This is a genomic window from Thalassotalea psychrophila, assembly GCF_031583595.1.
Taxonomy (GTDB): Bacteria; Pseudomonadota; Gammaproteobacteria; order Enterobacterales; family Alteromonadaceae; genus Thalassotalea_A; species Thalassotalea_A psychrophila.
The window spans coordinates 778391-792995 of the sequence record NZ_CP134145.1 but is presented as its reverse complement, the minus strand read 5'-3'; the positions used below and the strand labels follow the sequence as shown (position 1 = coordinate 792995).

Sequence of the window (14605 nt, the reverse complement as noted above, 5' to 3'; positions counted from 1 at the left end):
TATCAGCTTTTGGCTATAAAAGTTCAAGAATTTCTAAAGGATGTGAAGTAAATAATACACATTTTGAATAACATTCCTTACATCCTACAAGACATCACCTATAATCCTTGGTAGCATCAGAGCATGATTATTTTCTTAAATTGAAAATAATATTTTAAATTTCTATCATAATAATTAAAAAACTAACAAAGTTTTATACAGGACATAAATATGACTGCATCACGCGAGCATTTCAGCTCTAAACTTGGTTTTATCCTCGCCGCGGCAGGCTCTGCCGTTGGTATAGGTAATATCGTTGGCTTCCCGGTAAATGCTGCTAAAAATGGTGGTGGCGCATTTTTATTAATGTATGCCATTTTTGTTGTTGTTATTTGCTTACCTGTAATGATGGCCGAGATGTCTGTTGGCCGTAAAACAGCTAAAAACCCAGTTGGTGCCTATGGCGCTTTAGCTGGTGAGAACTCAAAATGGCGATTAGCTGGTTTGTTAGGCATTATCACCCCGTTTATGATTGCCGTGTTTTATACCGTACTAACTATTTGGATACTTATATATTTGGTATTAACAGTAGGTGGTCAGTTAGATTATTTAGCCAGCGCCGATGGTTTTGGCGAAATTATTAATAGCCCATGGTTATTTGTTTCAATGGTTGGTGTAGGTGGATTAGTTGCCTTTATCTTAAAAGCTGGTGTAAAAGATGGTATTGAACGAGCGGCAAAAATAATGATGCCAGCTCTATTTGTGATGTTAGTGCTATTAGTTATTTTTGTATTAACATTAGATAACGCCATGGCCGGCGTGCAGTTTTACATTATTCCAGATTTAGATAAAATTAACCCATCGGTGATCAGTGGTGCAATGTCGCAAGCATTTTTCTCATTATCGCTTGGTATGGGTATTTTAGTTACTTACGGCTCTTATATCTCCAACAAAACTGATATTGCAGGCTCTGCCAAACTGGTTGCGATTTGTGATACGTCTGTCGCTTTTATTGCCGGTTTAATGGTATTACCAGCAATATTCGCTCTAAACCCTGAAGTTAACCCAGATGATTTAAGCTCTAGCTCAGTATCAATGATTTTTGTTTACTTGCCTAAAATATTTTTAGCTTTACAAGCAACCACTGGTTACTTTATTGCTAGTAGCATTGCGGCAATATTCTTCTTATTGGTATTTTTTGCGGCAATTACCTCGTTAGTATCAATTATTGAAGTACCAGTTTCTTACTTGATCGATGAAAAATGTAAAACTAGAAAACAAGCCTTAGGCTCTATATTTTTATGGGGCGGCTTGATTGCAGCACTGGCAACATTGTCATTTGGAATGGTTGATTCATTAACAAACTTGACCACTTACGGCGGCGGTAATAAAGGCCTATTCGATGTTATTTACGATATGTTTTATGACACAATTTTGCCATTGAACGGTTTATTAATTTGTTTATTTGTAAGTTATCGTTGGAAAAAACATAACTTAAATAAAGAATTGAGCCAAGGCAATGAAGGTTTTGCAAATACCTTTTTAGCAAAATATGTAGATTTTTCATTAGGTACATTTATTCCATTTATTCTTGCGGCAATATTTATTAATACTGTAGCAAAAATCTATTTTGGTTATGATGTATTTAGTTAAACAAGAATTACATTAATTTTATTCAATAAACCCAGCTTTTGCTGGGTTTATTATTTCAGGGATGAAATTACTTAGAATTGCCAAGGATGTCTAAAATTCTGTTATTTCCATAATCCACTATTTAGTCTAAACTCCGCCCTATTATTCTTAGTAACTTTTAACCATTATGATTGAACATATTAACTTTTCAGCAGTAGACACTATTGAATGTCAACGTTTGTTTCATGGGCGTGGCCATGCCTTTCAAGGTTTAGAACATGTGAATGTTGATTGGTTACCGCCTGTCGCAATAATTGCTTTATATCAAGAGGAAAGCGAACAGTGGTTAGAAGATAAAGCAGAGCAGCTTTTTGCTAATATAGACGGCTGCACATCAGTAATGGTGCAATTCAGATGTCGCCCTAAAGGCCCATATCAGTTGTTATTAGGTGAAGAAAAATCACATTTAACAGTAATTGAACATGGCTTAAAGTATCAATTACAGCTTGGTAATGCTCAAAATAATGGCTTGTTTTTAGACATGAGTAACGGCCGTAAGTGGGTTATGGAAAACAGCCAAAATAAGAATGTATTAAACCTTTTTGCCTACACCTGTGCATTTTCAGTCGCCGCTCTAAACGGTGGTGCGAATAAAGTAGTTAATGTGGATATCAGCAAGGCACCTCTTGCCAAAGGCCGTGACAATCACCGAGCGAATAAACAAGATTTGGGAAATGTTAAATTTGAAGGCGTAGATATATTTAAATCTTATGGCCGCTTAAAAAAGCATGGCCCGTATGATTTACTTATTTCTGATCCACCTTCTTTTCAAAAAGGTAGCGTAGATATAAAACGCGATTACCCAAAAATCATTCGACGTTTACCGCAGTTAATGAATGATAATGGCTTAGTTATGCTGTGTTTAAATTCACCAGACTTAAGCGAGCAATTTATTCATGACATGATAGCAACAGAATGCCCACAATGTGAATACATTGAGAGCATACAACCGCCAAGTGTTTTCAAAGAAGCAATGCCGGGTAAAGGCTTAAAAGTGCTTATATTTAAATACCACGCTTAACAAGTCCGCCTATTTATCGAGTAATACCAATTCTATTAATTATGTGATCTACTTTATAGTGAGGAAAAATGGGTAAATACAAGGCATAAAATTTTATAAGTAGTTATTCTCGGCTTTGGCATCCTGCGTCGCTCTACCTGCAGCATCCATGCTTTCGTACTTAAAGATTTTATAACGCAGTAGTTATTCATTTTAACCAGTAAAAATGAGCAGATAATTAATGGACTTGGTATAAAGCTAAACAACAACCCGAATGGCCAATAGGATTAGTACGACACCTGTTACTTTGTCGATAATGTAGGTTTTGGATCTTAAGCGCTGCAATACAGGACCTCTAGACAAGCCAAAAGCTACAAGGCAATACCAAATGGTATCAATACCGCCAACGGTTAATACCATGATAAGTTGCTGTTCAAAGCTAGCGTTTGCATCAATAAATTGACTGAATAATGCTAAGAAAAACATTGCAATTTTCGGATTCAAAAATGCAATTAAAAAACCGTCTCGCCAAGCATTAATATTTTCTGCGGCAGTTGTTTCTCCAGTAGTTAGATCTACGTTGCTAGCTTTACTTGTTAAAGCTTTATAAGCCAGAAACAGTAAAAATGCCGCGCCACTATATTGAACGACCTGAAAAATTATCGGCGATTGGACAATAATCACCCCTATTCCTGTAAGTACAATGGCAGCATAAAGGCCAATGGCTATACCATGGCTAATAGCCGTTACCAAACCAGAGCGTTGCCCACCTAGTAGAGTATTGCGTACAACCAATGCTAATGATGGCCCAGGAGACATAGCCCCTAACACGCAAATTAAAACTAAAGATAACCACAATTCTAATACCATTTAACGAATAGCTCTTTATAAGAAAAAACCTATCTAAGCACATTTTGAGGAATACTCATAATGTTTTTCTTACTCGTAAAAATGAGGCAAATCTAGGTATACCTTTATTAGTAAAACCCCAATATTTATAGGTAATGATTGTGCCGACAGCGGGCGGATTTTTTCTTTGTGCCGTGGTGAAGCCAGTGCCCACTTTAAAGGTTTTACCTGAGTCAGTTTTAACGATGAGCGCGCCTAACATTCCTTGGAACTTACCTTTGCCTTGTGCGTAACCTATCACTGTCGCTTCAGCATCTTGAAAGGCTTTTAACTTCAAGATGTTATTAGTTCTGCCAATTTGATAATAGGCAACCTTTTTATGTAACATTACACCCTCGCCACCCACAGCAACTATACGATCAAAATAATGCTGCAATTGTTGGTTATCTGTAAAGGATAGTTGTTCGATGAATTTCAAATACGGACTGTTAGACGTTTCAACAAGATGTTGAATTTGCTCAAGTCTTTGCTCAAATGACAAAGGGCTGTTCGGTATATCAAAAATCATAAACTTAATGTTTTTCCAACTATCATCGGGTGTGTTCTTACTGACCGTGCTAACTGTTTGCTGAAATTTCCCTCGACTGATCCACAGTTCACCATCTAAGGGTGTATTAGGAAATTTATCGATAAACCAGCTAGGCGCAAAAAACACATTACCGTTTTTAGATAACAAGTGTTCACCATCCCAGTGCCCTCTTACGCCATCAAGTTTTTCACTAACGTAATACTGAGCAACATCAATATTATCATGGTAAGTTTTCGCTAGTTGCAACTTGGGCTTAGCGCTAAGCAAAGACGAGTTAAACATAGAAATTAAAAAAAAGAGGCAAAAGATGTGTTTAGTTTTCATAGAAAATCCTTTTTCTAGTTGAACAGTTGTGTTGAATTAATGGACTTGGTTTAAGTATAGTTGTTAATTTGGACTATAATTTTGACTAATACCAATTTCATTAATTAAGTGATCTACTTTTTATTGAGATAAAATGGATAAATACAAGGCATGAAATTTAGTGAGTAGTTATTCTACTTATAAATATTATAACGCTGTAGTTATTCTTTTTAGCCAATAAAAATGAACAGTAAATTAGTGAATTTGGTATAAAAACAAGGAGTGTTTTTATGTTCAAATCTTCAATGATTGCCCTTTCACTATTAATGCTTTCACCTATTGCTGCAGCTAAACCAAACTGTAGTCCATTGCAGGACGACCTTAAAAAGGTACGAAGTCAGTTACGCTCAGGTTATAGCGCTAAACAAGGTGAGAAATTAAAAATTAAAGAGAAAAAAGCAAAAAAGCTATGGTGGCAATGCAAAACCAATAAACTATCAAATATGGAACAGAAAAAACTGAATAAACGATTAAAGAAACAAAAAAGTGGCAAAAATGACTAAAACTATTTAATAAACATCGACAACTACGAAGTAAGCATTTGTTTTTTATCTAATTATATTTCTGGTGTGAGTTTTGCACGTACTTTAATAATATAAAAAATTAGAGAACAAAAATGCAAACATTAAAAACAAAAGCAGTATCGATTATTGGGTTATTTTCTTTATTAATTGGCTTAATTTTTATAATATTGCCCGGACCGGCAATATTATTCATTCCAATTGGTCTTGCTATGCTTAGCTTTGAATATCCTACAGCTAAAAGGTGGCTCCGAAAATATCAACGCTACTCAAGTAAAGCGGCTACAAAAATGGATGGCATGGTGCGCAAACTAAAGCGTGCCTAATACTTTGAGTGACTTAAACGATCAATTTCAAGCCATACACAGCAAATTGATATTCCTTCGTCCATAAAGTAAAAAGGCTTACTAAATGTAGTAAGCCTTTTTGATCATGTATTTCTTATATTTTATATTAGCTATTTTTTATTAGCGTAATACTCATCTTTCATTGCATAAAAACGAGTATTTAATTCTTCCATAGCCTCTTTGCAGTACTCACGTAAACCACTTAAAACCATATACTTAACACCATGTCCTACAACTTCACCATTACTTAATAGGTCAAATTTAAGCTTTGCTTGACCACGTTTACCATCAACCTTTAATACTGTTTCTTCAGTATTTAACTCTAAAGAAACATCTGCTAAGTCTAGAGTGTCTAAAGCAATTTCCATGCTTTCATACATGATCATTGGTCTTGCCGGGTTGATCATTACGTTATTCTTTTCCATTAAATCCCCTAAAATATGTGGGAAAGTATGGCCAGAAAACTCTACGTAAGAACGAATTAGTGTTTCAATTAACGTTGGGCAGGTGGTGTGTTCGCCAGACACTTGGTAATTTAAGTACTCTTTATCGTTATCATCTAGTACTTGTGCACTGTCAGTCACATTATTTGGAAAATTCAACACAACTTTTTCAGTCACCATGCCTGAAAAGTTAAAGGTCATTTTTTTGTTCAAACCAGACTTTTGTAAAATTATTGAAAATAATAAATCGCCAGGTACACAAAAACGCTTGGCATCTACGCCATGGATAGGATTAAAATCGTCCGCTATTTCCTTGGCAAAATCACTCGCTTGTTGACGAGTAAAGTTAACCTTTTGATTTTCTTCACTATAATATTGTTCAATAAACATTGTTTAAAATTTTCCTGGCCCAAAACAAATTGCGGAGCGTAGTTTAACAGTGAATGCTATGTAAATCGAAGGTTTATATACTAAGCAGACCACAAAAGGCCAATTGAGGCTGGATAAATAATATGCTGCGGTTAGTCGGAGATTAGTTCTAGTTTCTGCTTTCTTGTGAGTTTCTTAATTGCCATTTCTCGTTTTGTTGCAGAAGATCGATCTTTACACACTTCTTTATGAACAAGCTTAACAGGGCGACGATTACGGGTATATTTCGCTGATTTAGGCCCACCTTCATTATGTTCTGAAAGTCTGCGTTGTACATCAGTAGTAATTCCTGCGTATAAACTGTCGTCATTACATCGTAAAAGGTAAACAAACCAAGGATTAGCCATTTATTATTGTTCTCAATCTCGCTAGTATAAGGAGTATACCAAATCCATTAAAAAATGGACTTGGTATTATTACAACAGGGTTTCCCAATTATGATAGTTATATCAAATCGATTACAGATAAACGAGCAAGAAATTGAGTTAAATGCCATACGCTCACAAGGAGCTGGAGGACAAAACGTCAATAAAGTATCTAGCGCAATCCATTTACGTTTCGACGTAAAGGCATCTTCAATCGATGACTATTTTAAAGAAAAAATTTTAGCCATTCGTGATAGCAGAATAAATAAAGATGGCGTGATCATAATTAAAGCGCAAACTTTTCGCACTCAAGAAAAAAACAGAGCCGCTGCAATTGAACGCTTAATTGAATTTTTGACTCCAGTAACGGTTATTCAAAAAGTTAGGCGGGCAACAAAACCCACTAAAGGCTCGCAAAAAAGACGTATGGACAGTAAAAATAAGCGTGGCCAAGTTAAATCTAACCGTGCGAAAATCAGAATATAATACCAATTCTATTAATTAACTTTCGAAATTAAATGAGCAAAATAACAACATGAGCACAAACAGCCTAACTGGCCACGTACGTAAAATGACTTCCAAATTAATTGATGGCCAAGTTGAATACCAACTGCCATTAGGTGAACATTCATTACCACTTAATGAATTAATCGGTAAGCATTTGTCACTAACTCATAACGGCAATATTAATTGTCAGGAATGTGGAAAGAAAACTAAGAAGAGTTACTCACAAGGATTTTGTTATCCTTGTATGATCAAACTGGCAAAGTGTGACATGTGTATTATGAAACCTGAAACCTGTCACTTTGATCAAGGCACCTGTAGAGAGCCACAGTGGGGTGAAGAAAATTGCTTCGTACCGCATTATGTTTACTTAGCAAACACAACTGCAATAAAAGTTGGTATAACTCGCCATACCCAAATACCTACACGTTGGATTGACCAAGGTGCAAACCAAGCTCTACCAATCTTTAAAGTGAGTACTCGCTTGCAATCTGGCTTAGTAGAAACAGCACTAGCTGAATTTATTTCTGATAAAACCAATTGGCGTAATATGCTAAAAGGTAAAGCCGACAGTATTGATTTAAAAGCCAGAGCCGCAGAATTAATTCCACAAATTGAAGCTCGTTTAGCCGACATTAAATTAAAATATGGTGAGGATGCTGTTCAGCGTTTAGATGAAGACGTCGTTGAAATTGATTTCCCAGTATTAGAGTACCCAACTAAGATAAGCTCATTTAATTTTGATAAAACCGCAGAAGTATCTGGCACATTAATGGGCATTAAGGGCCAGTATTTGTATTTTGATACTGGCGTAATTAATATGCGCAAGTTTACCTCATATGAAGTAACGGCTACATATTAACTATATTCAGAATAATTTTTGACAAGTGCAACAAACATCAAGGCCTCTAAAGATGACAAATAGTATCAAAAACTATTATCTAATTTAAAGGCCTTTTCTATTACTTAGCTCTTAAGGGTATTTGCGTCTAAAGCTGAGTGTAAATAATAAAATGGTAACAAGAATACTACTTGAACCGCCACTAGAGGAACTCGAATCTGCTATGTCCTCTACTATGGGCTGAGGGGTATCTTTAGCAATAACCCCAATGTTTACGATTACTCTAACTACAGTATTACTACTATCGTTAACGCCGATTTCTACACTATTTACCCCGACATCACTTGCTGTTGGTATACCGGTTAAGATTCCATCCGAAGATATAATTAACCAATTGTGAGCTGAAGTTAAGCTATAGCTGAGGGTGTCATTTTCATTGTCACTAACGAATTCAGTTAAAGAAACATTGTATTTTTCACCCTCAAGTGCATCGATTAAATCTATTTGTGTACTACTCCACTGTGGAGGTGTGTTTAGTTCTGGTTCTGGTTCTGGTTCTGGTTCTGGTTCTGGTTCTGGTTCTATTATTGGTGGTAGGCTTTGATTGGGATCCAGCGGAAATAAATCTAAATTATCAAATACATTATCTCCATCAGTATCCTTGTTTAGTGCATTCAAACCTTGCGAAAATTCATCATTGTTAATTAAGCCATCATCATCACTATCGATTGCACCATCAACAATTTCAACATCGAATGTAACGTAATCGGTTGCACCTTTACCATCGTCAACCCGCACATAAACTTCATGAGTTGTACCAATAGTTTGGCCACTGGCGTTAAATTCAAGATGACCTGAGCCATTAATGCTTGCCCAGTTTGGGTTAACCCCGACAAGGCTAAAGCGTAGTGTATCTGTTTGGTTTAAATCCGTTACATAACGGCTAACATCAAAGGAGTGCGCTAAGCTGTCTGACGCGGCTTCAAAAATGCGAGCGTTGGTATATTTAGGCGTGTAATTTATGCTGCCATCTTGTGGGTCTAAACTACTATTAATGTTTTCAATAGTCACAATTGAATATGGAGGTATATCTAAGGTTGCCCCCATAATTGCAGACGTATAAGTTACATCACGGTCATCGGTAATAAAGGTATAAAAGCTTGCTGCTTTAATAACGGTTACAAAAGCACCTTGCGGACCGATACTAGTGGTATCAATATTTTCTATTTGCCCTGATAAGTTCGCAATTATTGCATTTGAGCTATTACTATCACTAAATATTAAACCGGATAACGCAGAGTATGGCGCAATAGTGGAAGGATGAATTACGCTGGCTTGTGGGAAAGAAAGTGTAGATATTAATTCTTTATCTCGTGACATGGCACTTATCGCCTTTACCGCATGACCTTCGGCTGTGAGTGCACCTATAGTTGTAGTTAAGTCTTGTTCAACATTAATTGCAAGGTTGGCATAACTTGTGGTGCTACCATGGGCTAAATCTATAAATTGCTGTTCTGTCGCCATTACGGCATTGGGTTGTGATAGAAGTGTTGTGTATAAAGTAAAATCAGCTAACGCTTCAACCCACGTGCCTTTTAAAGGATGGGGGTAATAACGCATGCCAAACTCAGTAAACCATATAGGCTTATTTTCAGGTAGCCATAAGTTCGGGTGAGCTAATAGCTCTTCATATTTTGAACGTGCAGAACCTAAAATAGACTGAACAGCGTTTGTATCTTGGGTAAAGTGATCCCATTGTGCTTGTTGCTCTATAGGATCAATTGTTTGGTGATTATAACCAGCATAAAGCCCTGTTTTATAAGGGCTGATATCGACATAAACGTGAATGGTATAAGCATCATATTCTAGTAGGGCATCATTAACGTTTTTATTCCAAGTAGATTTTCTGGTTGTTGCATCATTATTTGGCGAACGAGTAAATGGAACAGCAAAAACCGCATCAGGAAATTCAGCTTTTAATGCGGTGATCCAAGTGTTCATTTCTAAGCCGTACTCGGTTCCTGTGGGGAAACGGGTAAGGTAATCTAAACCAGAAATATCACTAAAATAAAATTCATTGCCTAATTCTATGTATTTTATTTCAGTACCTTTATCGCGGGCTACTTTTAACGCGTTAATGGTATCAGTTAAGGTTTCATCATAAACATTTAACATCCAAACGGTTTTTCCATCGGTGGCATCTGTTGCCACTTTGGTATGCTCGGGTAAATATTGTCGGGTAGCGACTTGTGAGGCATATTGTTTTTGTACACCTAAAGTCCAATCAAATTTATTACCTAAAGAGCCGCCAGGGTAACGTAACAAATTAAAATTGGTCTTTGTGATTGTTTCTATTGATAGTGAATCATACCAAGGTTGATGATGCGGTAAATGTTGTCGAGTTACCGTATTAGCACCGATCATCGTTGGTGGTACTTGATGAGGTATACCGATATTAATATTTATGTTTTCTACGGCAAGCACAGTAAAGCTATTAAAAAATCCAATGGATGAACTCATTAATAATACTGGTAAAATTTTTCTTATTAGGTAATTTGCAATATGCATCTAATTAGCTTTCCAAGTTTTGAATATCAATTTAACTACTAAAACAATTTTTAATAGATACTCAGCCATCGGCATTGACATCGATATCAACAATATAAACTAATTTGTAAAATAAATAACTAAAAACTTAATCAAAAGGAATTAAATACAAGGATAAGCTCAAATGAGATTAAGTTTCAGGCTTCACAAAAGTTGTGATTTAGGTAATATAATTTTTAAACTATCGTTATTTGATAAAAAGCCTAAAAAGCCTAAAAAGCAACAAGTTGCTGCGGGGTTAAGCTAACATTTACAACTTTTGTTGATTCGACATCAAAATACCCAGGTAACCAAACTTCAATGTTTTGCTCGGCAACCTTCACTTGTGCCCGGTAACCATCATCTCTAAATTGGTATTCAGTGATCACGCCATTACCTGTTTCATCGGCAATAACACTAAATTGATGCGGCCTGACGAATAACTCTACGGTTTCGTTAGTGATTAAAGTTTTATTCGTTGTGCATGTAATGTCACCTAATACACAACGCACCTTCTCTTTGTTAAGTACTTGTGCTGTTAAAATTGAACCATGTCCTAAAAATTCAGCAACAAATTTTTCCGCAGGATAATTGTATAAATATTGCGGTGAACCGCATTGTACAATGTTGCCATTATTTAATAGCGCCATAGTATCAGCTAAAGCGAAGGCTTCTTCTTTGGCATGGGTAACAAAAATAGCGGCCATATTTCTTTGTTTAAGAATTGCTTTTATATCTTTAATTAATGGCAATCTAAGTTGAGCATCAATATTTGAAAAGGGTTCATCTAACAGTAATACTTTTGGCTCTCGGGCAAGCGCTCTTGCAATGGCAACCCGCTGTTGCTGCCCACCAGAGAGTTCATGGGGATATCTATCACCTAAATCATCTAAGTTCACTAAAGTTAATAACTCAGAGATCTTATTTTGCTGTGCGGTTTTACTTAAATGGGTAATACCGAAGGCAATATTAGCGTGTATAGTTAAATGCGGAAATAATGCATAATCTTGAAAGATCATTCCTAGATCACGCTTGTTGGCGTCAACATTGATACTTTTATCATTAACATTGTCTGCCAGTAAAACTGTATTTTCTAAGTTTATTTCGCCTGATGAAGTAGCAATTAATCCAGCAATGGCCTTAAGTAGCGTTGTTTTTCCACACCCTGAAGGACCCAATAAACACATTATTTCACCGTCACTTACCGTTAATGACAGATCATTTAATATGGTATTATTCCCATAGCGACAAGTTAAATTATTAATTGCTAAAAGACTCATATTGCTACTTCGATTCCATTGTTCTATTTAATAAAATAATAGGGATTAAACCTGCTAATACAATTGAAATAGCCGCCATGGATGCGAGCTCCAATTGTTCATCTGATACATACTGAAAAACATAAGTTGCCAATGTTTCATAGTTAAACGGTCTTAGTAACAATGCTGCCGGTAACTCTTTCATCGATTCAATAAATACCAACAACATAGCGGTTAATCCGCCCCTTTTAATAAGTGGCAAATGAACTTTTATTAAGGTAATTAAGCGATTATTTCCTAACATAATTGAGGCGTTATCAATTGATGGGGAAATACGTTCATAACTTGACTCTAACGCACCAATTGCGACAGCGACAAAGCGAATAACATAGGCAAAACTTATTGCGAACAAAGTACCAGTCAAAATTAGCCCTATTGGCGCTTTACCTTGAGCAATCAGAAAATCGTTTAACCCATGATCAATAAAAGTCAAAGGAAGTAACACCGCTATTGCTAGAACAGTACCCGGCATGGCATAACCAGAACTGCTAATTTTTAGTGGTAAACTTGCTAACATGCCTTGATGAAATCGCTTAAACACTACGATAACTAAACCTAGCATCAAACAAATAAAGGAAACGCTTATTGCCAAGGTTAAACTGTTAAATCCATAGCTAAAAAAGTCACTATTAATTGCTTGCTCTCGGTATTTCCAAGCCATATTAGCTAAATATATTACCGGTAAAATAAAGGCAAAAAACAACACAATAAAGCTGGCACTAAAGGCAAACCAGGCTTTTTTACCCTGTAACTTAACTGTTTGTATTTCTGTTGACGAACTAGCTGAAAAGGTTCTTTGTTTACGGCGACTTATTCTTTCTAAAGAGATAAACAAGAAGATCATTAGTAGCATGATCACTGAAATTTTTGCTGCAGCAGTTAAGCTGCCATAACCTAACCATGTATCATACACCGCTGTGGTAAGGGTATTTACTGCAAAATATTTGACTGCGGCAAAATCGGCCAGAGTTTCCATAGCTACCAGAGATGCTGCAATTGCTAAAGCTGGGCGAGCTAAAGGTAAGGATATTTTTGAAAATACTTGCCAAGGAGTTTTTCCAAGCATTTTTCCTGCTTGTAAAAAGCTAATTGATTGCTCTTTAAAAGCAGTTTTTACAATTAAAAATACATAAGGAAATAACACGAAAGAAAGTACAACTGCTGCGCCAGCAAGTGAACGAATATCAAAAAAATAGTAATCGCTTTTGCTCTGCCATGAAAACGCTGTCCGCAGCATTCTTTGCACGGGGCCAGCATACTCTAACCAATCGGTATAAATGTAGGCCATTAAATAAGACGGCATTGCAAGTGGTAGCAATAAACCCCAGTTGAAAAACTTAGCCCCCGGAAAACTAAAATTTGCTAACAGATACGCTAACGGAACCCCAATAAGCAAAGAAATGACAACCACAGCCAATATCAAAACCACAGTATTAATCACATAATCAGTTAATACTGTATTTAACAGGTGCTCAAAAACCTCTTTATCTGGAACTAAAGATTCATTGATGAGAAATATTAACGGCAATATTAATATTGCCGCAACAGTCCAACTAGAAAGACTCCATGATGAATACCACTTTGGTGCTATCAATTGAGGTTATCTACCTAATAAATAAGAATAATATTAATTATAAGTCAAATTTAACTTCATCTAACAACTTAATTGCCGCTTGACGGTTTTCAGCAATTTTCGTCATTGCTAACTCATCTTCTTTAAAGGATCCCCAAGAAGCAACAATGCTCGACGGCTTAACCGCAGGGTTGACTGGATATTCCATATTCACTGAAGCGTATACTTGTTGTGCTTGTGCTGAAGATAAAAATTCCATTAATTTTTTAGCGGAGGCTTTATTGGGAGCATATTTTGTCATCGCGATACCACTTACGTTAATGTGGGCGCCACGATTATTTTGGTTCGGGAATAAAATATTTACCGCATCTGCCCAAACTTTTTGCTCTGGGTTTTGTTGCATCACGCCAAAATAATAACTGTTACCTAAGGCTAAATCACATTCTCCTTCTTTAACTGCTTTTACTTGGCCCCGATCATTGCCTTGTGGTTTTCGAGCTAAGTTGGCTTTTAAACCTTGTAACCATGTTTTAGTTTCTGCAGTCCCATGATGAGCAATCATTGAGGCAACTAAAGCAATATTGTAAGGGTGCTTAGAGCTACGCATACATACTTTGTTTTTATATTTTGAATCAGCTAATTCTTCGTAACTTACTCCAGAAAGACTTGCCATACGATCTTTAGAGGCATAAACATTACGAACCCGTTTAGTTAAAGCAAACCAATGGTTGTTATCATCTCGAAACTGACTAGGGATATTAGTCGCTAAAATGTCACTGCTAACCGGTTGACTTAATCCTTCATCACTAATTTGCATTAACCGTGCAAAGTCTGAAGTTAACACCACATCAGCCGGTGAATACCTACCATCTTTTTTAAGACGCTCAATTAAACCATCTTTAGCAAAGACAATATTGGTTTTTATGCCCGTTTGGGCGGTAAACTTTTCTAAGATAGGTTCAATTAAAAATGTCTGACGATATGTATAAATGTTCACTTCATTCGCCAGGGTATTTGCCGAAACACTGGTCAAAAGTAAAGTAAAAGTGGCTATCGATGTTGCTTTAATCCAACTGATTTTGTTTAACATATTTTCGCCTACTAGCAGTTAATATTTAGAGCACCACACTCTAAATAACAATAATTCTCATTTGCATTATACTTATACGTAATATAAATAAAGTATCAATTTGTTAAGTTCAGCA

General features: G+C 36.2%; 14 protein-coding genes. 6 read left to right on the top strand and 8 right to left on the bottom strand.

The window, feature by feature from the left end:
- Nucleotides 1-210 precede the first annotated feature (210 nt).
- Together RGQ13_RS03405 and RGQ13_RS03400 are read left to right on the top strand one after the other, a co-directional pair.
- A complete protein-coding gene (locus RGQ13_RS03405; protein WP_348392155.1) occupies nucleotides 211-1632 on the top strand; it encodes a sodium-dependent transporter in 1422 nt (473 codons plus the stop codon).
- A 166-nt stretch (nucleotides 1633-1798) separates the two neighbouring features.
- Nucleotides 1799-2692 (top strand): class I SAM-dependent methyltransferase, encoded by an 894-nt coding sequence (locus RGQ13_RS03400; protein WP_348392154.1) that lies wholly within the window; start codon nucleotides 1799-1801, stop codon nucleotides 2690-2692.
- 237 nt (nucleotides 2693-2929) lie between these two features.
- On the opposite strand, the gene RGQ13_RS03395 is transcribed toward RGQ13_RS03400, so the two are convergent.
- Nucleotides 2930-3541 carry a LysE family translocator gene (locus RGQ13_RS03395; protein ID WP_348392153.1) on the bottom strand — a complete coding sequence of 204 codons (612 nt, stop codon included), beginning with the start codon at nucleotides 3539-3541 and terminating at the stop codon, nucleotides 2930-2932.
- A gap of 55 nt (nucleotides 3542-3596) precedes the next feature.
- Nucleotides 3597-4433 (bottom strand): DNA ligase, encoded by an 837-nt coding sequence (locus RGQ13_RS03390; RefSeq protein ID WP_348392152.1) that lies wholly within the window; start codon nucleotides 4431-4433, stop codon nucleotides 3597-3599.
- Nucleotides 4434-4702: 269 nt separating this feature from the next.
- On the opposite strand from RGQ13_RS03390, the gene RGQ13_RS03385 reads away from it, so the two are divergent.
- Nucleotides 4703-4975, top strand: coding sequence for a hypothetical protein (locus tag RGQ13_RS03385; protein WP_348392151.1), 273 nt, complete (start codon nucleotides 4703-4705; stop codon nucleotides 4973-4975).
- A 113-nt stretch (nucleotides 4976-5088) separates the two neighbouring features.
- Nucleotides 5089-5319, top strand: coding sequence for a PGPGW domain-containing protein (locus RGQ13_RS03380; RefSeq protein ID WP_348392150.1), 231 nt, complete (start codon nucleotides 5089-5091; stop codon nucleotides 5317-5319).
- Nucleotides 5320-5450: 131 nt separating this feature from the next.
- Here the strand turns inward: RGQ13_RS03380 and RGQ13_RS03375 are convergent, their stop codons facing one another.
- Nucleotides 5451-6173 carry a DUF3581 family protein gene (locus tag RGQ13_RS03375; RefSeq protein ID WP_348392149.1) on the bottom strand — a complete coding sequence of 241 codons (723 nt, stop codon included), beginning with the start codon at nucleotides 6171-6173 and terminating at the stop codon, nucleotides 5451-5453.
- 131 nt (nucleotides 6174-6304) lie between these two features.
- Nucleotides 6305-6559 (bottom strand): GIY-YIG nuclease family protein, encoded by a 255-nt coding sequence (locus RGQ13_RS03370; protein ID WP_348392148.1) that lies wholly within the window; start codon nucleotides 6557-6559, stop codon nucleotides 6305-6307.
- A gap of 90 nt (nucleotides 6560-6649) precedes the next feature.
- Here RGQ13_RS03370 and arfB point away from each other — a divergent pair, with 90 nt between their 5' ends.
- Together arfB and RGQ13_RS03360 are read left to right on the top strand one after the other, a co-directional pair.
- The gene (gene arfB / locus RGQ13_RS03365; RefSeq protein WP_348392147.1) at nucleotides 6650-7063 is read left to right on the top strand and encodes an alternative ribosome rescue aminoacyl-tRNA hydrolase ArfB; all 414 of its coding nucleotides are present in this window, start codon (nucleotides 6650-6652) and stop codon (nucleotides 7061-7063) included.
- A gap of 49 nt (nucleotides 7064-7112) precedes the next feature.
- Nucleotides 7113-7943, top strand: a complete 831-nt coding sequence (locus RGQ13_RS03360; protein ID WP_348392146.1) for a DUF2797 domain-containing protein — start codon at nucleotides 7113-7115, stop codon at nucleotides 7941-7943.
- 111 nt (nucleotides 7944-8054) lie between these two features.
- Here RGQ13_RS03360 and RGQ13_RS03355 read toward each other — a convergent pair whose 3' ends face one another.
- From RGQ13_RS03355 to RGQ13_RS03340, 4 genes are all read right to left on the bottom strand, one after another.
- A complete protein-coding gene (locus tag RGQ13_RS03355) occupies nucleotides 8055-10442 on the bottom strand; it encodes a putative Ig domain-containing protein (RefSeq protein ID WP_348392145.1) in 2388 nt (795 codons plus the stop codon).
- A gap of 299 nt (nucleotides 10443-10741) precedes the next feature.
- Nucleotides 10742-11788, bottom strand: coding sequence for an ABC transporter ATP-binding protein (locus RGQ13_RS03350; protein WP_348392144.1), 1047 nt, complete (start codon nucleotides 11786-11788; stop codon nucleotides 10742-10744).
- A gap of 4 nt (nucleotides 11789-11792) precedes the next feature.
- Nucleotides 11793-13421, bottom strand: coding sequence for an ABC transporter permease (locus RGQ13_RS03345; protein WP_405054152.1), 1629 nt, complete (start codon nucleotides 13419-13421; stop codon nucleotides 11793-11795).
- A 37-nt stretch (nucleotides 13422-13458) separates the two neighbouring features.
- Complete coding sequence (locus RGQ13_RS03340) at nucleotides 13459-14478, bottom strand: Fe(3+) ABC transporter substrate-binding protein (protein WP_405054191.1); 1020 nt, start codon at nucleotides 14476-14478, stop codon at nucleotides 13459-13461.
- Nucleotides 14479-14605 lie beyond the last annotated feature (127 nt).